The sequence below is a fragment of the Clostridium sp. CM039 genome (assembly GCF_055081075.1).
The window spans coordinates 847,772-866,482 of the sequence record NZ_CM143649.1 but is presented as its reverse complement, the minus strand read 5'-3'; the positions used below and the strand labels follow the sequence as shown (position 1 = coordinate 866,482).

Annotated in this window: 23 protein-coding genes; 21 read left to right on the top strand and 2 right to left on the bottom strand. The window is 31.5% G+C overall.

The annotated features are described in order from the left end of the window. Positions 1-390 precede the first annotated feature (390 nt). The 6 genes from ACWJJ2_RS04105 (at position 391) to ACWJJ2_RS04080 (ending at position 4,644) form a co-directional block, all read left to right on the top strand. Positions 391-549, top strand: a complete 159-nt coding sequence (locus ACWJJ2_RS04105) for a winged helix-turn-helix domain-containing protein (RefSeq protein WP_216304028.1) — start codon at positions 391-393, stop codon at positions 547-549. A 23-nt stretch (positions 550-572) separates the two neighbouring features. Next, positions 573-752 (top strand): hypothetical protein, encoded by a 180-nt coding sequence (locus ACWJJ2_RS04100; RefSeq protein WP_258280686.1) that lies wholly within the window; start codon positions 573-575, stop codon positions 750-752. Positions 753-1,017: 265 nt separating this feature from the next. Further along, positions 1,018-2,211: a phosphoenolpyruvate hydrolase family protein gene (locus ACWJJ2_RS04095; RefSeq protein WP_216304002.1), complete on the top strand. Its 1,194-nt coding sequence runs from the start codon at positions 1,018-1,020 to the stop codon at positions 2,209-2,211. An 84-nt stretch (positions 2,212-2,295) separates the two neighbouring features. Beyond that, positions 2,296-3,504 (top strand): Tm-1-like ATP-binding domain-containing protein, encoded by a 1,209-nt coding sequence (locus ACWJJ2_RS04090; RefSeq protein ID WP_462953879.1) that lies wholly within the window; start codon positions 2,296-2,298, stop codon positions 3,502-3,504. 106 nt (positions 3,505-3,610) lie between these two features. After that, on the top strand, positions 3,611-4,441 hold the full coding sequence (locus tag ACWJJ2_RS04085) for a phosphoenolpyruvate hydrolase family protein (RefSeq protein ID WP_216304004.1): 831 nt from the start codon (positions 3,611-3,613) through the stop codon (positions 4,439-4,441). Positions 4,442-4,491: 50 nt separating this feature from the next. Beyond that, positions 4,492-4,644, top strand: a complete 153-nt coding sequence (locus ACWJJ2_RS04080; RefSeq protein ID WP_216304030.1) for a hypothetical protein — start codon at positions 4,492-4,494, stop codon at positions 4,642-4,644. Between the two features lie 178 nt (positions 4,645-4,822). Here the strand turns inward: ACWJJ2_RS04080 and ACWJJ2_RS04075 are convergent, their stop codons facing one another. Further along, on the bottom strand, positions 4,823-5,089 hold the full coding sequence (locus tag ACWJJ2_RS04075; RefSeq protein WP_216304005.1) for a hypothetical protein: 267 nt from the start codon (positions 5,087-5,089) through the stop codon (positions 4,823-4,825). Between the two features lie 477 nt (positions 5,090-5,566). Here ACWJJ2_RS04075 and bla point away from each other — a divergent pair, with 477 nt between their 5' ends. From bla to ACWJJ2_RS04025, 10 genes are all read left to right on the top strand, one after another. Further along, a complete protein-coding gene (gene bla / locus ACWJJ2_RS04070) occupies positions 5,567-6,502 on the top strand; it encodes a class A beta-lactamase (RefSeq protein ID WP_462953878.1) in 936 nt (311 codons plus the stop codon). Between the two features lie 256 nt (positions 6,503-6,758). Next, entirely contained in the window at positions 6,759-7,301 is a 543-nt protein-coding gene (locus ACWJJ2_RS04065) for a CDP-alcohol phosphatidyltransferase family protein (RefSeq protein WP_462953877.1), read from the top strand. Then, positions 7,261-7,578 carry a hypothetical protein gene (locus ACWJJ2_RS04060; protein WP_462953876.1) on the top strand — a complete coding sequence of 106 codons (318 nt, stop codon included), beginning with the start codon at positions 7,261-7,263 and terminating at the stop codon, positions 7,576-7,578. The genes ACWJJ2_RS04065 and ACWJJ2_RS04060 overlap by 41 nt, the downstream gene beginning before the upstream one ends. 149 nt (positions 7,579-7,727) lie before the next feature. Further along, positions 7,728-8,075, top strand: a complete 348-nt coding sequence (locus tag ACWJJ2_RS04055; protein ID WP_462953875.1) for a hypothetical protein — start codon at positions 7,728-7,730, stop codon at positions 8,073-8,075. Between the two features lie 96 nt (positions 8,076-8,171). After that, positions 8,172-8,360, top strand: coding sequence for a hypothetical protein (locus ACWJJ2_RS04050; protein ID WP_258280684.1), 189 nt, complete (start codon positions 8,172-8,174; stop codon positions 8,358-8,360). Positions 8,361-8,445: 85 nt separating this feature from the next. Then, a complete protein-coding gene (locus ACWJJ2_RS04045; RefSeq protein WP_220287148.1) occupies positions 8,446-8,790 on the top strand; it encodes a hypothetical protein in 345 nt (114 codons plus the stop codon). A 117-nt stretch (positions 8,791-8,907) separates the two neighbouring features. Continuing rightward, positions 8,908-9,225, top strand: coding sequence for an alpha/beta hydrolase (locus ACWJJ2_RS04040; RefSeq protein WP_462954310.1), 318 nt, complete (start codon positions 8,908-8,910; stop codon positions 9,223-9,225). A gap of 26 nt (positions 9,226-9,251) precedes the next feature. Beyond that, positions 9,252-9,533 carry a DUF2651 family protein gene (locus tag ACWJJ2_RS04035; protein ID WP_462953874.1) on the top strand — a complete coding sequence of 94 codons (282 nt, stop codon included), beginning with the start codon at positions 9,252-9,254 and terminating at the stop codon, positions 9,531-9,533. Positions 9,534-9,667: 134 nt separating this feature from the next. Then, the gene (locus ACWJJ2_RS04030) at positions 9,668-10,180 is read left to right on the top strand and encodes a hypothetical protein (RefSeq protein WP_462953873.1); all 513 of its coding nucleotides are present in this window, start codon (positions 9,668-9,670) and stop codon (positions 10,178-10,180) included. A gap of 336 nt (positions 10,181-10,516) precedes the next feature. Continuing rightward, positions 10,517-10,759, top strand: coding sequence for a hypothetical protein (locus tag ACWJJ2_RS04025; RefSeq protein WP_462953872.1), 243 nt, complete (start codon positions 10,517-10,519; stop codon positions 10,757-10,759). A 128-nt stretch (positions 10,760-10,887) separates the two neighbouring features. On the opposite strand, the gene ACWJJ2_RS04020 is transcribed toward ACWJJ2_RS04025, so the two are convergent. Next, the gene (locus ACWJJ2_RS04020) at positions 10,888-11,718 is read right to left on the bottom strand and encodes a MerR family transcriptional regulator (RefSeq protein WP_462953871.1); all 831 of its coding nucleotides are present in this window, start codon (positions 11,716-11,718) and stop codon (positions 10,888-10,890) included. A gap of 99 nt (positions 11,719-11,817) precedes the next feature. On the opposite strand from ACWJJ2_RS04020, the gene ACWJJ2_RS04015 reads away from it, so the two are divergent. The 5 genes from ACWJJ2_RS04015 (at position 11,818) to ACWJJ2_RS03995 (ending at position 18,571) form a co-directional block, all read left to right on the top strand. After that, positions 11,818-13,548 carry an ABC transporter ATP-binding protein gene (locus ACWJJ2_RS04015; RefSeq protein WP_462953870.1) on the top strand — a complete coding sequence of 577 codons (1,731 nt, stop codon included), beginning with the start codon at positions 11,818-11,820 and terminating at the stop codon, positions 13,546-13,548. Continuing rightward, positions 13,545-15,326, top strand: a complete 1,782-nt coding sequence (locus ACWJJ2_RS04010; RefSeq protein WP_462953869.1) for an ABC transporter ATP-binding protein — start codon at positions 13,545-13,547, stop codon at positions 15,324-15,326. The genes ACWJJ2_RS04015 and ACWJJ2_RS04010 overlap by 4 nt, the downstream gene beginning before the upstream one ends. 87 nt (positions 15,327-15,413) lie before the next feature. Next, positions 15,414-16,352 carry a hypothetical protein gene (locus ACWJJ2_RS04005; RefSeq protein ID WP_462953868.1) on the top strand — a complete coding sequence of 313 codons (939 nt, stop codon included), beginning with the start codon at positions 15,414-15,416 and terminating at the stop codon, positions 16,350-16,352. A gap of 111 nt (positions 16,353-16,463) precedes the next feature. Further along, positions 16,464-17,168, top strand: a complete 705-nt coding sequence (locus ACWJJ2_RS04000; protein WP_220287155.1) for a response regulator transcription factor — start codon at positions 16,464-16,466, stop codon at positions 17,166-17,168. Continuing rightward, positions 17,165-18,571: a HAMP domain-containing sensor histidine kinase gene (locus ACWJJ2_RS03995; protein ID WP_462953867.1), complete on the top strand. Its 1,407-nt coding sequence runs from the start codon at positions 17,165-17,167 to the stop codon at positions 18,569-18,571. The genes ACWJJ2_RS04000 and ACWJJ2_RS03995 overlap by 4 nt, the downstream gene beginning before the upstream one ends. Positions 18,572-18,711: the final 140 nt, after the last annotated feature.

Genomic DNA, 18,711 nt, shown 5'->3' with positions numbered 1-18,711 from the left:
GATCAAAATGCTTTACTTCACCGCTAGGATTAAACTCTTTACTACTCTTACCCTTTTCTTGAATGAATTCTATGAGTTTTTCTATATCATCTGTTTCCATTCTTACTGAAAAAGGTGTAGTAACCGCTAAGCGTAAATTTACCACGTTAAGAAAATATTATTAAAATAACGATAAATCCAGGGGAATATTAAATATACTCGTGTTATTTTAATATTGTTCTCAAAGATATTACATTAGCTAATATATGCTAATAATATTTTCAATTTTTATCACCTTGAGGTAATGCTCTCATTAGAAAGAATTGTGTGAAAAAAGGAGAAGAAAAGATTATGTCTCAAGGTATATTTTTTTCTCTTAAGGACATGAAGATATAAAAAAATCAAGAGGAGATATTTTTAAGTAATACAGAACTGAAATTATTCAAATATTTAATTATTAATCCTAAGCAATTTCTAGCAAAGGAGCAGCTTTTAAATGAATTGTGGAATATTGATGGGGATTTTATAGATCCAAATACTATAGCTGTAAATATAAGAAGTTTACAGTAATAGCTGTGATTGGCATCGCTTTTTTGTGGTACATAATAAAATATTTTGTTCGGAAACTAGATAGCTTTTCTTTAGAGGTAGATGAAATAATGAAGGGGAATTATTCTTTCAACATGGTGGATTATGACCAGGGTGTTTTATCTAGGCTTAATTTTCAATTTAGGCAAATGAGTAAGAAACTTGAAATGTGGTGTGATGTTTGATGCTAATAAAAAAAATATATATGCCATAATAAGAAAAGATAGCAAAGTGATTTAGAGGGAAGAATTTTAGTTAAATCATCACCTTTTGAAATGTCGTTAAATATGGATAAAAGTAAAAAAAGATATTTTAGGTAAAATAAAGATAAAATGATAAAATTTGCAGTATAATGAAGATAGAATAAGGTTGAGGACTGCGAGGATTATATTGGAAGAGAAAATATGAGCAAAGAAATGAATTATGAATAAAATAAGGGGCTTAGAAAGCATGAAAAGAGAAAAAATACTAGAAAATTTAAAATTACAAATAAAAATGGGTAATCATATTATTGGGGTAGCTGCAGGTGCAGGAATAACAGCAACGTATGCCAAACAGGGTGGGGCTGATTTTCTTTTGATGTTAAATTCAGGTAGGTTTCGCCAAATGGGGAGGGGCTCACTAGCAGGTTTTTTACCGTTTTGTAATAGCAATGATATGGTAATGGACTTTGCTTCTAAAGAAATAATGCCTTTGGTAACTGACATACCTATTATTTTTGGCCTTAATGCAACAGACCCTACAAAAAACATAAATAGTTACATAGATGAAATAAGGGGCATGGGTTTTTCTGGTATTAATAATTACCCGACAGTTGGACTAATTGACGGTCAATTTAGCGAGGCTCTTAAAGACAATGGACAGCATTATCTAATTGAAGTACAAGCAATAAGAATAGCCCATGAAAAAGATATGTTTACAGTTGCATTTGTGTTTGACGAGGTACAAACAGCTCAGATGATTGATGCTGGAGCTGATATAATTTGTGCACATTTAGGATTAACGGGAGGCGGGTTATTAGGGGCAAAAAAAGTATTCTCTCTGGAAGCTGCAAAGGTTAAAGTGGACAAGATATTTAATAAATGTAATGAATTAAAGCCAGAAGTAATTAAGTTGGTTTATGGTGGCCCTGTAAAGACACCAATTGATATTCAGTATATGTATAGTAGTAATAAAAGCTTAATGGGATATATAGGTGGGTCTGCATTTGAGAGGATTCCATCAGAAAAGGCGATTACAAATATAACAAAAGCCTTCAAAATAGCAGGGCAGCTGAATGAAGAAGATTTAATGATTAAGATGTTGGATGGAGTTTCAAAACACTATGATTATGTTGGATTTGTGCAGGAATACGTTTCTGAAAATTATATGAATGATATTTCGTTTTTAGATTTAGCTACAGTAGCGCATGTATCTAGGAGTTATTTAAGCAGTCTATTCAAAAAGAAAATTGGTTGCAGTTTTCCACAGTATATAGTTAAATTCCGTATAAATAAAGCAGTAGAAATTTTAGAAAGAGAAAATATCCAGTTATCAGAGTTAGCATCATTAGTTGGTTATCATGATTATTCACAATTTAGCAAAATGTTTAAAAAGTACAAGGGATTGTCTCCCAAACAATATAAAGCTAAAAATAATACATAAGCACAAAAACATAAGACATAAAAGCGTTTACGGTAAGAAGCTATGGCAGTATGATTAATTTAGAGTTGTATAGGGGGTTAAAAATTGAAAACAATTGCAATTGCAGGAACATTTGATACTAAAGGTGATGAGTATTTATATGTAAAAGAATTGATTGAAAGTTTGGGGATAAGTACTCTTACGATTCACACAGGCGTGTTTAAGCCAACATTTAAACCTGATGTATCAAACAATAAAGTAGCAGAGGCAGAAGGCGTAGACATTAAAACTCTCGTTGATAAAAAGGACAGAGCATTAGCAACGGAAATATTATCAAAAGGTATGGAAAAATTAGTACCTAAATTATATAAAGAAGGTAAATTTAGTGGAATCATATCCCTTGGAGGTACTGGAGGAACTTCACTAGTAACACCAGCTATGAGGGCACTTCCTATTGGGGTTCCAAAAGTTATGGTATCTACAGTAGCATCGGGAAATACTGCTCCATATGTAGGAACAAGTGATATTGTTATGATGCCATCTGTAGTAGATGTTTCAGGGCTTAATTCAATTTCAACTAAGATTTTTGCAAATGCAGCATTTGCAATCGCAGGTATGGTTAAATTTGAAAACATAAAAGTAGTAGAGAAAAAAAGATTGATTGCTGCAACTATGTTTGGGGTAACAACTCCATGTGTAACGGCAGCCAGAAAATATCTTGAGGATAGAGGATATGAAGTGCTTGTGTTCCATGCAACAGGTATAGGTGGACAGTCGATGGAAGCACTTATTGAGGCTGGATTTATTGAAGGAGTTTTAGATCTTACAACAACAGAGTGGGCAGATGAAGTTATCGGTGGAGTTTTGAATGCAGGGGCACATCGTTTAGAAGCCGCAAGTAAAAATCATGTTCCACAAGTTGTGTCAGTAGGGGCACTTGATATGTGCAACTTTGGGACATACGATACAGTACCAAAAAAGTTTGAGGGACGTAATTTTTACAAGCACAATCCGACAGTGACACTTATGAGAACAAATGTAGCAGAAAATGAAGCAATCGGGAAAAAGCTTGTTGAGAAATTAAATATGGCAAAAGAGAGAACTGCTTTATTTTTACCACTTAGAGGCATATCGGGCATTGATGTAGAAGGTCAAGAGTTCTATGGTGTAGAAGAAGATAAGATGCTATTTGACACCTTAAGAAATGGTGTGAATAAAAACATTGTAGAAGTAATTGAAATGGATTGTGAGATTAACAATGCAGTATTTGCAGAAGCAGCAGCACAAAAATTAATAGATTTAATGAGTAAATAGGCTATAATGTTCGGATATATTAGCGTAGTAATAGGGATTTTAGGTAATAATCCCAAAATTGAAAAACTAGTGACCAAAATTCAAACTATTTAAGGAGGATTTGGAAATGAATAAAATGACGAGAAAAGAAATTATTATAAAGTTTAAGGATGAAGTTAAAAATGGAAAGATACTATTAGGAGTAGGAGCGGGTACAGGTATTACTGCTAAAAGCAGCGAAGCTGGTGGAGCTGATATGCTAATTATATATAATTCTGGAAGATATAGAATGGCAGGCCGCGGATCACTTGCAGGATTATTATCTTATGGTGATGCAAATCAAATTGTGGTTGAGATGGGTTCAGAAGTATTACCTGTTGTAAAACATACACCCGTTTTAGCAGGGGTATGTGGTACTGATCCTTTTAGAGTTATGGAAATATATTTAAAACAACTAAAGGATCAAGGGTTTAATGGAGTTCAAAATTTCCCAACAGTAGGTTTAATTGATGGCGTATTCAGACAAAATTTAGAGGAAACAGGTATGGGATATGGATTAGAAGTAGAAATGATTAGAACAGCACATGAATTAGACATGCTTACGACTCCTTATGTATTTAATCCAGATCAAGCAAAAGCTATGGCAGCAGCAGGAGCAGATATCTTAGTCGCACATATGGGTTTGACTACCAAAGGTACAATTGGAGCAAAAACAGCTCTTACATTAGATGATTGTGTTAAGAAGATTGAAGCTATTATTAAAGCGGGTAGAGAAGTTAATCCAGATATTATGGTAATTTGTCACGGTGGACCGATTGCAGAACCAGAAGATGCTACATACGTAATTGAAAGAACAGAAGGGATAGATGGTTTCTTTGGTGCATCAAGTATTGAAAGATTTGCAGCTGAGAAAGGTATTAAAGAACAGACAGTATTATTTAAATCGATAGCAAAATAAATTATTAAGATTATACTTTAAAGGGAAAAGAAAGGGTTATGAGGTGCAAGATGCTTATTAAACAACCTATGGAAAGTTTAATGGAACAACAAAGTGTAACAGATGAAATTATGAAATATAAAGAATTATTAGATGAACGAATTATAACAGAAGAAGAATTTTTTATTAAGGAAAAAGAATTATTAAGAAAAATAATAAAATAAATATGGAATAATAAGAAGCTTAAAAATTGGCTTCTTTTTTATTACGTAATATAGTAGTTCAATTTATTGTAATTAATTGGGTTTAGGCTGTTAACAAAAATTAGAAAAGCATAAGTATAGTTTAAGACTCATGCTTTTCTAATTTTAACTACTACATACTTATTAATTTTTCCTGCATTTATTTCTTATCCATATTCTCAATCTTATTCATTTTATCCATCATTTTCATAGTATTCATTTGTATAGTTATATACATTTGCATCATGATATGCATGTGCATCATTTGCATATGCTCAGGCATAGTCATAGGCATAGTACTGTTAGATATAGGCATAATGGGCATAGGAATATTGGGCATATTGGGCATGTTTGGCATATTAGGCATAGGTGCAGGTGCCATCCTCCACGGCATCATAGGTTCTTCCATATTGTACATTTGATTCATATTGTTCCTCCAAAAATTATTATGTTACCCTATTATATATATTCAAATGAAGTCAAAATGTGTTTGTATGATAGAAAAATATAAGTAGGAATTTATAGAAGAAGCTCGGATGCATTTAATTTAAGCTCTGAGTTTTGCTTTTCACTTTGCACTGCACCTGTAAGTTGGGTATTTTTGCCCATCCCCCCAAAAATGGGAAATAAGCAAATTACTAGTCAGGTAATACCTGAAACTGAGATAACTCCTTAATGATTACATCCATGTTGATAAGCTCAGGGTTTTTATTAAACTCATATCGACCATAGAGATTAATATGCTGGCATTATAATAAATGATGCAATTTGCTAACAAGCGACTGAATTCACCACGTATGTCGGATGTACACGTTATTGTTTATATGATATTATTAAATATATTTTGTTAAGTAGTTATGAAAAAATAACTTAACAGATCGATTAAATAACAAGGAGAATTTATATGAAAAAATTAGTAAATTCAAAATTCAAGGTAAATAAGTTTAAAGTTGCTATACTTATGCCGCTTATGATCTTTTCTCTTACTAGCTGTGGAAAGGTAGCAACTCAGACACCTGTAAACACGAAGTCTGACACACAATATAATTCGGCATTTTCACAACTTGAAAGTGATTATGGTGTTAAACTTGGTGTATATGCTTTTGATACAGAGGCGAATAAAGAAGTCGTATATCGTGCTGATGATAGGTTTGCTTACTGTTCTACATTCAAAGCTTTAGCCGCTGGTGCTGTTTTAAAACAAGATTCATTAGAGCAGCTTAAACAAGTAGTTAAATATAACAAAGAAGATGTTCTCTCTTATGCTCCAATTACAAAAGATAACGTTGATAAAGGCATGACCATTGAAGAAATTTGCAATGCAGCATTACGTTTTAGTGATAATACAGCTGCAAATCTTTTATTTGATCATATAGGTGGACCTAATGGTTTTAAATCAGCACTTAATCAATTAGGGGATAACGTTACGCAACCTACACGTATAGAACCAGATCTAAACGAAGCCATACCTGAAGATATTAGGGACACTAGCACACCAAGACAATTGGCAACTGATTTACAAGCATACACAACTGGAGATATATTAACAGACGATAAGAAAAAAATTCTTATTGATTGGATGACATGTAATGCAACAGGTAATACACTAATTCGTGCAGGAACACCAGAGGGCTGGGTAGTTGCTGACAAAAGCGGAAGTGGTTCTTACGGAACAAGAAATGATATTGCCATAGTAATGCCCCCAAACAAAAAACCTATAATTATTGCAATATTGTCAACTCACGATACAAAAGAGGCTAAACATGATGACAAACTAATTGCTCAAGCTTCTAAAATTGTATTCGATTCTTTTACCACAACTGAAAATAACAAAAAGTAAGTTTGTTTATATTAGGGGTAGGGCTCGCAATTTGTGCAAAAGTCCCATTAAGAAAAAACGGTTACCATAAATTCAATTTAATTGAAATAGGTAACTGTTTTTTTTCCTAAATTGCTTTTAATGGTCTCATATTACTTTATAATTTTCATAAAGTTCGTCATAAACAACTGCAAGAATTCTTAAAGAATAACGGGGGTATGTCAAACTTATATTCTTATAGGAAGCAAAGCTAATTTATATTTTAAGAGGTGATGAAGTGAAGCCAATAGCAAATTATATATCAATTGCGAGAATATTTTTTTCCATTACATTGCTTGTGGCAAAACCATTAAGTATAGTGTTCTTCGCAATCTATCTCGTTTGTGGAATTAGTGATGTTTTTGATGGATATATAGCAAGAAAAACAGATACCGCAAGTAAATTGGGTGAAAAACTTGACTCTGTTGCAGATTTGATAATGGTTGTGATACTGACACTTGTGCTATATCCAATTATTAATTCAATTATAAATCCAACAGTTCAAATCATTGTTTGGGTAGTTATCATCGGAATAGTTAGAGTAGTGTCAATGATAGTGGTGTTTATAAAGTATAAAACATTTGGGATACTTCATACTTATGGGAATAAAATTACAGGGCTTGTGCTATTTACATTCCCACTATCACTTGCTTTTTCCCAATCAGATGTGCTGATGTATATAATTTGTATGGTTGCAAGCGCCGCTGCTTTTGAAGAATTATTCATTCATCTATTATCAAATGAATTGCAAGCAAATAAGAAAAGTATATTCTTTAAGTGATAATAATTCTAGTTCTGGACAGGAGTTTATTAAATCCACAGGTGCCAGCTTTGATAACTCTGAATATGAGATGTTTTTAAGAACTAAATTAAAACAAAATACAATAGAACATGATGTAGTTTTAAGAAAAACTACAAATAAGGATGCAAAAGAAATTGCAGTGCAGGATTATATATATTCAAATGTGGAATTCAAAGAAGAGGATATTTGTATGTTTGAGGAAGAAGAAAAATGTGGCGCAATTACTTATATAGCAGAAATTAATAATAAAACATAGGAAAAGTTCGTTTAGAAATGGATACTATATTCTAAATGTATGGTAAATGGTTATTCTATAAGAAAATGTGCAGAGCTAGTTGGAATAAGCATACCTACATCATTCTTTTGGAGACATAATTTTTAGATGCTATCAGAGTCTACATGGGTGTGGGTAATGTCGGTGGTGTAATTGAAGTGGACGAAACTTTTTTTAGAGAATCGTTTAAAGGTAACCACAAGAAAAGCACGACTTTTATCATGCCCCGAAAAGCTCATATGCGAGGGGTTGAGGGTAATAGAGGTAGTAAAGATGAAAAGCGAAAAAGAGGAGTTTTCAAAGAACAAATTTGTGTTCTTTGTGCTATTGATAGAACTGGAAATATTATAACAGAACTAATTTGTAAGGCTAGAATAAAGCACACAGACTTAGAAAGGCTTTTTAAAGACAGAATTGAGGATGAATCTATTCTGTGTACTGATTCACATAAGAGGTATATTAAATTTGCTCAAAATTAAAATGTTGAACTACAACAGATTAAACGTGGTAAGCGCAAGGAAGGCATATATCATATACAGCATATTAATGCGTTCCATAGCAAATTAAAAGAGTGGATGTATCAGTTTCATAGTGTTGCAACAAAATATCTTGCTAATTACATGTACTGGTTTAAGTGGTTAGAGTTCTTTAAAACAGAGAAGGATACTGAAAAAAGCAAACATTTATTAGTTCAATCACATACATCTCATTCTGATACAAAGTTAAAGGATTTTAAAATTAGGGAAGCGATTTATATGCAATAATGTTAAATATTTGAAATATATACTTAATTATTGTATAATATAATAAAGACATAATGATTTAATAAATTGAAAGGAGTAGTTGTTTATGAAAATTTTTAATAAAACATATTTGGGTATTATTTTAGGCACTATTGTAGGAATTATAAATGTTTTACCGATGATATTGCAAAAGGTAGCTTGGGATGCTAATATATCAACTTTCTTGACTTGGGTTATAGTGGGCTTCTTTATTTCAACAACAAAGTTGGGATTCCATGGAGTTATAAAAGGAATTATTATTTCTATACTTATATTTATCCCCTCAACTATTTTTGTAATAGAATCTAATTTAACAGGAGCAATTTGGACTATGGTAATGACATTGATTTTCGGTGGTTTATTAGGGTATTTAATTGATAAACTTGAAAAACAACAATTCGTGAATTTGTAAAATATTGATTAAAGGAATCCTAAAATGGATTCCTTTAAAATTGGCATATTATCAACACTATGATTAAACATAGCCTAATATTTATATAAAAGCAATTTAGATAAGCTTAACTCCCCGATTATAAAAATACAAAATGAAAGTTTTTTAGGTAAGGATTTAGATTTATATAAAAAAAGAGTCAAGTTGACTTCGCCAATATTTTACATAAACAAAAAATTCCCTCCAGCTTTTATATGTACAGGTGAAGTAGATATTATACATCCTCAATCGGTTGAACTTGCTAAAGAATTAAGTAAATATAAGGTGAATTATAAGTTATTAATGCTAAGTAAACAGGAGTATCCTGAAGCAAAACATGCATTTTTGAATTTTTATAAAAGAAAATGTTCCAGAGTAGCAATGGATGAAGCAGTAAAGTTTCTTAATTCTATATAGAATATAAAAAAACTAAAAATGACCCAATGGGAATGCTCTTATTCACATATCCATTATTAGTTTTTGTATTATCTTTAGGATTAGAACTTATAGTAAAAAAAAGGGTGATTATTTTATTGATTAGCTTTATATGTTGTTTGATTGAAACATTTACTGTAATGGGTTCAATTTTTCTAATTTATTGTTTTATATATACTTTCATTTCTTTATTAGGAACATTTGTAGCAGATTTGATTATTATATGTAAGAATAAGCGAATCAATCATAAATCTATGATTGATGATAAAAAACTGTGTCAACAATTTTAACAAATGAGCGTAATATTTAGTTTTAATTAGTACACAATTTCCATAAAGTTTTTCATAAACAATTGTAAGAATTACTAAAGAAATTAGATGAATTGGACAGGATATGCCTATAATGTGAAGATGAAAGGATGTGTATGTTAGTGAATTTGGGAACAGCATTAATACATGGATTAATTTGGGCACTTATGTGGAGCAGTACGGTTACATTTATTGAAATAAAGTGGCCTCATTTATTTCTACAAGATTATCCAAAAGTACTACAGGAGGTTATTAATCTTCCTCCATTTACAAATAAAAAAGCTGCATATATGTTTGAAACAATAACGATGCTTTTAATCGTAGCTTTTATATTTTGGAGTGGGATATATACATATCATAAAAATCAAGTAAGTTATTGGATAATCTTTTGCCATATACTTATAGTCTGCCTGTGTTGGAATATATTTGATTTAATCGTGATGGACTGGCTTATTTTTTGCACTTGGCAGCCGAAGTTTATTGTACTTCCTGGGAGTGAGGGAAATAAAGCGTACAAAGATTATAAATTCCATTTTATCGGGTTCTTAAAGGGAAGTGTAATATCAGTAATTGGGTCGATTGTTATTTCAGGGATATGTTTTGTGATTTTAAAGTATTTAATATGGTAAGAGCATGAGCACAATGTGTGGTTGTGTTAAGTCCGATTTTTATAAAGTTCAGCATAAACAACTGCAAGAATTTTAAAGAAATTAGATGAACAGGACAGGGTATGTCTATACTGAGTGTGGCTATAATAGGAAGATGGAAAAATGAATACTTAATTGATTAGTGTAGGGAATATCGTAGTTAGCGGAAAATTTATTTTTTAAAAAGTAAGGTCTTCGTTAAAAAAATAACGGTAATATGTCAAACTTGTAAAATATTGTTCGTCGTCAATCATAAATCCATGATACCTAAACATTTGTAGAAAATTGAGAAGATTATTTTTATTGGGAGGTAATAACTTGAAAAAAGCTAGAGTTATAAAAATATTAATCTCAGCAATAGTTATTACATTATCGCTTTTAGGTTTATTTAATATCATTAATATAAAAATTATAATGCCAATTGCATTACTATTATTAGGTATCTTGAGCATATCAAATGGGTATGACTCATATATTAATAACAAAAAAGGAGAATCAATTTTGTTAATTCTAAGTGGAATATTCGTAATCTTTGTTTCTGTAATTATAACATTTTTTTAGTAAATTTAGGATTAGTAAGATAAGTTATACGATAAGGAGCGTGGTTTTTACTTTTTGTTTAAATAAAAGATAAGATTATCAAAGGTGGTCCGCGCCATAAATGACGTAGATTTTTTTAAGTTCTTCACTTAAATAGGGATTTCAACTTCAACTGAAATTTTAGTTAAATAATTGTCGTAGCCTTTTCCTGTTACTTCATCTAAAAGAAATTCTTCATAAGAATATTTTCCTATAGCTATATTAGAGTTTTTTAAAAATTGTAGTATTTTATTATAGGTTTTGTCGATAGCATTATAGTCGCCCTCATGATACGCAACGCAATAGAGTCCTTTTGGTTTAGTAAAAGTAAAAACAAGATCATTATTAGAATCTAGCTTTGTATATAAAAAGGAATAATTTTCAGCTACTCCTTTTAATATATTATCCTTACTAATCATCGCTCCAATAGAATGCCCAGAGTTAAGATTATTTAAAGTGCAATAATTCATATGATCTGACACAATTTTAAAATAATCCTTATGGCTTACATTTTCAATCGAATTACTAAGAAGTAGATACTCCTCATCAAAAAATTCTAAACTAATCTTAGAATAATCTATTATACACGCATTTTCTGTTATAAAAATTTTTGTTTCCATAAGTTTACGTATTCTTTTTAGATTTTCTATTTCAATATCTATATCCAATACTTTATTTTTAAATAACTCAACTAATGTGTTGGGGCTCCTATTATCAAGATAAGCTTTAATCTCCTTCAAAGACATATGTGTTTCTTTTAAAATAGTAATGACATTAAAAACATCAAATTGTTGATAGGAATAATATCTATATCCGTTATCATCTCTTATTTCAGGGGAAAAAATGCCAATGTCATCGTAATGGAAAAGAGTTTGTTTCTTTACATTGCATAACTTCGCAAAATCTCCAGTATTAAAATATTTATTAAATTTTTCATTCATAGTAATTACTCCTCTTGACTATACGGTAACTGTATACTTTATTATAATATTATTGCAACAAGATTTCAAGTGTACTTAAAAAAGGAGTGGATAGAAGGAATGAAACTAATATTAAAATATATAAAAAAATATAAACTGCTTCTAGTGCTGAATATAATATCCGTTTTTGGATTTGTATTAGTGGAATTAGGAATTCCAACAATAATGGCTAGAGTGATTGACACAGGAATAGCTAATAAGGATATAGAATACACAAAGCATATGGGTATTGTAATTGTAGGAATATCTATAGTTGGAGCCATGGGTACAATATTATTAGGATACTGTTCTTCAAAAATCTCTACTAGTATGATTAGAGATTTAAGAAACGATATTTTTAAAAAATCTCAGGAATTTTCACATAGTGAATATGATAAGTTTGGGATATCGTCAATGATAACCAGAACAACCAATGATGTTTTTCAATTACAACAATTTACAAATACATTATTAAGAGTAGCATTCCTTGCACCGGTTATGTTTATTGTAAGTTTGGTAATGATTATAAGAACGAGCTTACATTTGTCTGTAGTATTAGCGATAACGGTACCATTCATAGTGCTTGGGGTAATTATTATATCTAAGATATCTTATCCAATATCAGAAAAGCAACAGAAAAAATTAGATAAATTAAATAGAATATCAAGAGAAAATTTAACTGGAGCGAGAGTAATTAGGGCATTTGGTAACGATGATCATGAAAACCAAAGATTTGAAGAAATTAACAATGAGTATACAAATCTATCTAAGAAGTTATATAAGCTTATGGCAATTTCTCAGCCAACTTTCTTTTTCTTGTTGAATTTAGCAGTGCTCGCTATTTTTTGGATTTCTAGCAAAATGATAAATGCAGGAACGCTACAAGTTGGACAACTGGTAGCATTTATAGAATATTTGTTTCATGCAATGTTCTCAATTATGCTTTTTTCAATGATGTTTATCATGTATCCAAAAGCACAAATTTCAGCTAATAGAATTAACGAGATATTAGCTGAAGAGCCTATTATTAAAAATCCTAAATATGGTGTTAAAAATACGGCTATTAGGGGGATTGTGGAGTTTGATAATGTTACCTTTATTTATCCAGATGGAGAGATTCCAGTTTTAAGTGATATATCCTTTACAGCAGTAAAAGGAGAAAAAGTTGCATTTATAGGAAGTACAGGCAGTGGGAAAAGTACGTTAATTAATTTAATTCCAAGATTTTATGATGTTACAAAGGGTAGCATAAAGATAGATGGCGTAGATGTGAGAGAATATGATTTAAAAGCACTACGTGAAAAAATGGGGTTTATACCTCAGAAAACATTGTTGTTTACTGGCAGTATAGGCACTAATATTAAATTTGGTAAAGCTGCTGCAGATAAACAAGAACTTGAACATTCGGCTAAGGTAGCCCAGGCTTATGATTTTATTAATAGTAAACATAAAAAATTTGAAGAATTAATAAGTGAAGGTGGATCTAATATGTCAGGAGGTCAAAAGCAAAGATTATCTATTGCAAGAGCATTAGTTAGAAAGCCTGAAATTTATATTTTTGATGATAGTTTTTCCGCTTTAGATTTTAAAACAGATGCAATGCTTAGAGAAAAGTTAAAGGACGAAACTAGAGATTCCGTAGTTTTAATGGTTGCACAACGGATAGGATCCATAATTGATGCTAATAAGATTATAGTATTGAATGAAGGCGAGATAGTAGGAATAGGAACTCATAAAGAATTACTAAAAACCTGCGAAATCTATTATGAAATTGCATCATCTCAACTTACAAAGGAGGAACTGGAACAATGAAAAAGTTAACGGATAATATAAGAAAAATTTCTCCCTTCGTAAAACCATATAGGAGAGCACTGATTGGCGCAATTTTATTTATAGTAGTAGCGTCTATTTTTACTGCTATTGCTCCAAAAATAGAGGGATTAATTACAACTAGTCTTGCCAAAGATGTTGTGAATATAGCAAAAGGTATAAAAGGAGCTTCAGTTAACTTTAATTATATTTTAAGGGTATTGGTAATATTGGCTTTTATTTATATATTTGGAACATTATCAACATATGCAGCAAGTTTGTTGTTAACTAATTCTATTCAAAACACTATGGAAGATTTAAGAAATGCTGTACAAGGTAAAATTAGAAAATTACCTATAAGTTATTTTGATAAAAATAGCTATGGGGATATGCTGAGCCGCATAACAAATGATATAGATACTATCTCTAATGCACTTCAACAGAGTTTTAGCCAAGTTATAAATTCAATATTGGCAATAACTCTAGCTATTGCGATGATGTTTACAATTAATATAAAACTTGCATTGGTAGCTATACTTATAATACCGATAAGTTATTTAGTGTCAAAATTTATAGTAAGTAAATCACAAAATTTATTTTATAAACAGCAAAATGTTTTGGGGGAATTAAATGGTAAAGTGCAAGAAATATATACTGGTTTTAATGAAATAAAGCTGTATGGAAAGCAAGAAGATGCTATAAAAGATTTTGAAAATATTAATGAAGAACTTTTTAATACTGGATTTAAGGCGCAATTTATATCTAGTATAATTTCTCCATTAGTTTCTTTGGTAAGTTATTTAGGAATTGCAGCCATTGGAATTCTTGGCGCAACATATGCTATAAATGGAATAATGACAGTGGGTAATCTTCAAGCATCTATTCGTTATATCTGGCAAATAAACCAACCAATTTCTCAAGTAACACAATTATCTGCTGCAATACAATCAGCCTTTGCGGCAATTGAACGTGTATTTGAAATATTAGATGAGAAGGAGGAGATTCCAGATAAAGCCTCTTTTATAAAGCTCGCGAATGTACGTGGAAATGTTACTTTTGAACATGTCAAATTTGGATATAGTGGAGATAAGATTTTAATTGAGGACTTAAACGCAGAGATAAAAAGTGGTCAGATGGTTGCTATTGTAGGTCCAACAGGAGCAGGTAAAACAACATTAATAAATTTATTAATGAGATTTTATGATATTCAAGGGGGAGCTATAAAGATAGATGGAGTGGATACTAGAGATATGAAACGTGAAGATTTACGTTCTATATTCGGTATGGTTCTTCAGGATACTTGGCTATACAATGGAACAATTTATGAAAACATTGAGTATGGTAGATTTGGAGCTACCAAGGAAGAAATTATTGAAGCGGCTAAAATAGCTAACGTACATCACTTTATTAAAACACTTCCAGATGGGTATAACATGTTTCTAAACGAAGAGGCTTCTAACATATCTCAAGGAGAGAAACAACTTTTGACTATAGCAAGAGCTATAATATCAAATCCAGCAATATTAATATTAGATGAAGCAACTAGTTCAGTTGACACTAGATTAGAAATATTACTTCAAAAGGCTATGAGGAATATAATGAAAGGAAGAACTAGCTTTGTTATTGCACATAGACTTTCAACTATTCGTAATGCAGATTTAATATTGGTTATAGATGAAGGAAATATTATAGAACAAGGAACCCATAATGAGTTAATGAAAAAGGGCAGTTTCTATGAAAAACTCTATAATAGTCAGTTTGGGAGTCCGGTAGCAAATTAAACTAATTATTAATGAATATTTAAAGTATCATGGTCGTATTGTACTTTATTGTGTATAAAAAAGTTATATGCAGAAAGGGAGTTTAGTATGTTTGAAGAACTTAACAGGGAACTTATAAATGTCAAAGAAAAATTGTTGAGAAAAAAGAAATTTCAAAGTTCGGTTAACCAGACTAGGGAAGTGTTGCAAAAAGAATTAGATAGAAAGATAGAGCTCGAAAATATTCTTAAAGATGAGGATAAGGATGTCAAAAAACTTGAATCATTAAGTATTACTAGTATATTTTATTCGATACTCGGGAGTAAACATCAACAGCTTGAAAAAGAGAGGCAAGAGTTGCTTTCTGCTAGGTTAAAGTATGATGAGTGTTGTAAATCAGTTTTAGCATTAGAGAGGGAAATTGTATCGTATAAAGATTCATTAAACAGTCTACTTGGCGTAGAGTGTGAATATGAAACTGTATTGAAGCACAAAGAAGAGTTTATACTGCGATTAAATGATGGTAAATCTCAAAAGTTACTTCAACTTATAGACAACCTAGCTGACCTTGAAGCACAGAAGAAAGAATTGAAGGAAGCAATTGCGTCAGGTGAGGCTGTACAAATTGAACTTGGACGGGTAAAAAATTCTCTTGAAAGCGCTGAAGGCTGGGGAACATGGGATATACTAGGAGGAGGCTTACTTGCAACTGCAGCTAAGCACTCACATATTGATGAAGCTAAGGAATATGCAAATAATACAAAAATTGCATTGATACGATTCCAAAATGAATTATCCGATGTGAATTTAATAATGAATATAGATATAAATATTGGGTCTTTCGAAACATTTGCAGATTATTTTATTGATGGTCTTATATCTGATTGGGTTGTACAATCAAGGATCTGTGAATCATTAGATAGTGTACATCGTGTTGCAAACAATGTAGAAAATGTAATAGGTTCACTGAAAGAAAAGCTCGATAGTATACAAAATGCCTTGCTTTCAACGGAAGAAAATATTAAATTGCTTGTTGAACAAGCGTAAATGTAGATTGAGGAAACATAAAAGTTATTTTGTTTAAAGGTAGGCATTAATTAAGGAGGAGTAGATGTTGATATCAGCGCAAACAAATATACACGATGAGGAAGTGGTTTTTTGAATGTATTAATCGCAGAAGATGAAAAGGACATCAGAATCCTTTTAAAGTTAGAGCTTGAGCAGGAGGGATACTCTGTATTTGCTGCAGAGGATGGCATTGAGGCTTTAGAAATCATACGAAACAAAGCAATTGATATTGCTATCCTTGATGTTATGATGCCACGACTGGATGGATTCAATCTGCTACGAAAAATCCGTCAAACAAGTAATCTTCCTGTCATATTTCTAACCGCTAGAGGTGATGATATGGACAAGATTTTAGGACTCGGGATTGGTGCTGATGATTACATAGTAAAGCCGTTTAGCATGCCAGAACTGCTTGCAAGAGTTGGTGCACAGCTTAGGCGAAACCTTGAATACTCGGTGCAAAATACGCACGCATTCTCCAAAATAAAGTATGGCAGCTTGTGCTTGGATAAAGATGCCTGCTGCGTCTATAAAGAGGATGTGCTGGTGGTACTGAATGCAAAAGAATATATGTTGCTTAAGTACCTTATGGAGAATCCGGAAAGGGTTTTTACCAGAAAGCAGTTATACAAGGCAGTATGGGATGAGGATATTTATTGTGACAATAACACCATTATGGTGCATATAAGTCATATCAGAAATAAGATTGAGACTGATCCAAGAAATCCGGAATATGTCAAAACCATTAGGGGTATTGGATATAAGTTTCATAAACAGAGCACGGTTAGCTTATGAACAGAAAAATAGAAAGCAGATTCTTAGCAAACTATGTCCTCATGTTTATTATTTCCATAATGATAGCTCTATTCGCACTTATGCTTTTAGGTTTTACAAACGATGTTATATCCAAGAATCTTGTTAAGAATAATTATACCGCAGAAAGCCTAATGAAGGATGATTATAAAAGGATTGACGTAGAACAGGTTATTGATAATGGCGGCGGTGTACAGGTAATTAACACCGATTATGAAGTTGCATATTCTTTAGGGCTTAACACTATTTCAAAAGGTAAACTTACCACAGCGGAGTTTACTGATTTTTTGATGAAGAGTAAAAGTATTGAAAGACGTTATAGCTATAGTATTAAATATAATTCTAAAAAGCAATTTTGGCTGGTAGTGACGTTTCCAACTTCTATTAGAATTGATTTGAATTTCGTATACAACAAAGAATACAATTCCGTTGATAAACAGGGAGTAGTTGGTGTTATTGTTGCTGTTACCTTACTTTACTTCATACTGCTTGCAATATGCACCGTGATATATTCAAAGCTATCATCTATAAGCATTATAAGCCCATTAAAGAAACTTTGTAACAGTGCTGGTCGATTGAAGGATGGAGATTATTCTTCAAGAGTTGAGCTTAATTTGAAAAATGAGTTTGGAGAATTAGAATATATATTTAACGAAATGGCAGAACAAATTGAACAGGAAATATATCTTAGAAAGCAGTCTGAAGAAAACCGTAAAAGGCTTATACTTAATATTTCTCATGATCTTAAAAACCCTCTTGCAAGTATTATGGGTTATGCAGAGTTTAGCTATAACAAACCTGATTTATCAAAAGAAGAATACCGTACATACATGAAAGTAATATGTGAAAACAGCGTAAGAGTAAATAATTTAGTTACTAACCTATTTGAGCTGTCTAAAATGGAAAGTTCGAAATATTTATTGAATAAAACCAGAGTTGATATATGTGAGTATATGAGGGAAGAAATAGGTTTTTTTATAACTACATTTGATAAGGCACAATTTACATATGATTTTGAGATACCAGAAAAAGAAATCTTTATTGACATCGATTTAAAGCAGATGAATAGAGTAATCCAAAATCTTGTTTCTAATACAATAAAATATAATCCCAAAGGAACACTCTTAATGATCAGCTTATTTGAGCAGGGTGATGGAGTCGTTATTATCTTTAAGGATAATGGGATTGGAATGCCTTCAGAAATCGCAAAAGATATATTTAATCCATTTGTACGCGCGGATATGGCAAGAAACTCACAAACAGGTGGCACAGGCCTCGGACTGGCCATAGTTAAAAAAATCATTGAAACACATGGAGGTAGTATTCGTCTAAACACAGAGGTAAACTGTGGGTGTGAGTTTATTATCAATATCCCCAAAATTTAAGATGGATTTAAGATTAGAAACAGCCCCAGTTAAGTATACCTTGTTATAGTAATAGCAAGGGGTACTAAATGGGGTTGTTTTCCATTTTTTTTTGTGTCAAATAAGAATTGGAGGTATCTGAGAAAACAGACTAAATATTT

Bases quoted from the DNA above. Each gene is read 5' to 3' on its own strand.
- ACWJJ2_RS03995 (WP_462953867.1), top strand. From the start codon at position 17,165: ATGAACAGAAAAATAGAAAGCAGATTCTTAGCAAACTATGTCCTCATG.
- ACWJJ2_RS04095 (WP_216304002.1), top strand. From the start codon at position 1,018: ATGAAAAGAGAAAAAATACTAGAAAATTTAAAATTACAAATAAAAATG.
- ACWJJ2_RS04015 (WP_462953870.1), top strand. From the start codon at position 11,818: ATGAAACTAATATTAAAATATATAAAAAAATATAAACTGCTTCTAGTG.
- ACWJJ2_RS04035 (WP_462953874.1), top strand. From the start codon at position 9,252: ATGGGAATGCTCTTATTCACATATCCATTATTAGTTTTTGTATTATCT.
- ACWJJ2_RS04020 (WP_462953871.1), bottom strand. From the start codon at position 11,718: ATGAATGAAAAATTTAATAAATATTTTAATACTGGAGATTTTGCGAAG.
- ACWJJ2_RS04075 (WP_216304005.1), bottom strand. From the start codon at position 5,089: ATGAATCAAATGTACAATATGGAAGAACCTATGATGCCGTGGAGGATG.
- ACWJJ2_RS04085 (WP_216304004.1), top strand. From the start codon at position 3,611: ATGAATAAAATGACGAGAAAAGAAATTATTATAAAGTTTAAGGATGAA.
- bla (WP_462953878.1), top strand. From the start codon at position 5,567: ATGAAAAAATTAGTAAATTCAAAATTCAAGGTAAATAAGTTTAAAGTT.
- ACWJJ2_RS04010 (WP_462953869.1), top strand. From the start codon at position 13,545: ATGAAAAAGTTAACGGATAATATAAGAAAAATTTCTCCCTTCGTAAAA.
- ACWJJ2_RS04030 (WP_462953873.1), top strand. From the start codon at position 9,668: ATGTTAGTGAATTTGGGAACAGCATTAATACATGGATTAATTTGGGCA.
- ACWJJ2_RS04080 (WP_216304030.1), top strand. From the start codon at position 4,492: ATGCTTATTAAACAACCTATGGAAAGTTTAATGGAACAACAAAGTGTA.
- ACWJJ2_RS04050 (WP_258280684.1), top strand. From the start codon at position 8,172: ATGTATCAGTTTCATAGTGTTGCAACAAAATATCTTGCTAATTACATG.
- ACWJJ2_RS04045 (WP_220287148.1), top strand. From the start codon at position 8,446: ATGAAAATTTTTAATAAAACATATTTGGGTATTATTTTAGGCACTATT.
- ACWJJ2_RS04060 (WP_462953876.1), top strand. From the start codon at position 7,261: ATGAATTGCAAGCAAATAAGAAAAGTATATTCTTTAAGTGATAATAAT.
- ACWJJ2_RS04005 (WP_462953868.1), top strand. From the start codon at position 15,414: ATGTTTGAAGAACTTAACAGGGAACTTATAAATGTCAAAGAAAAATTG.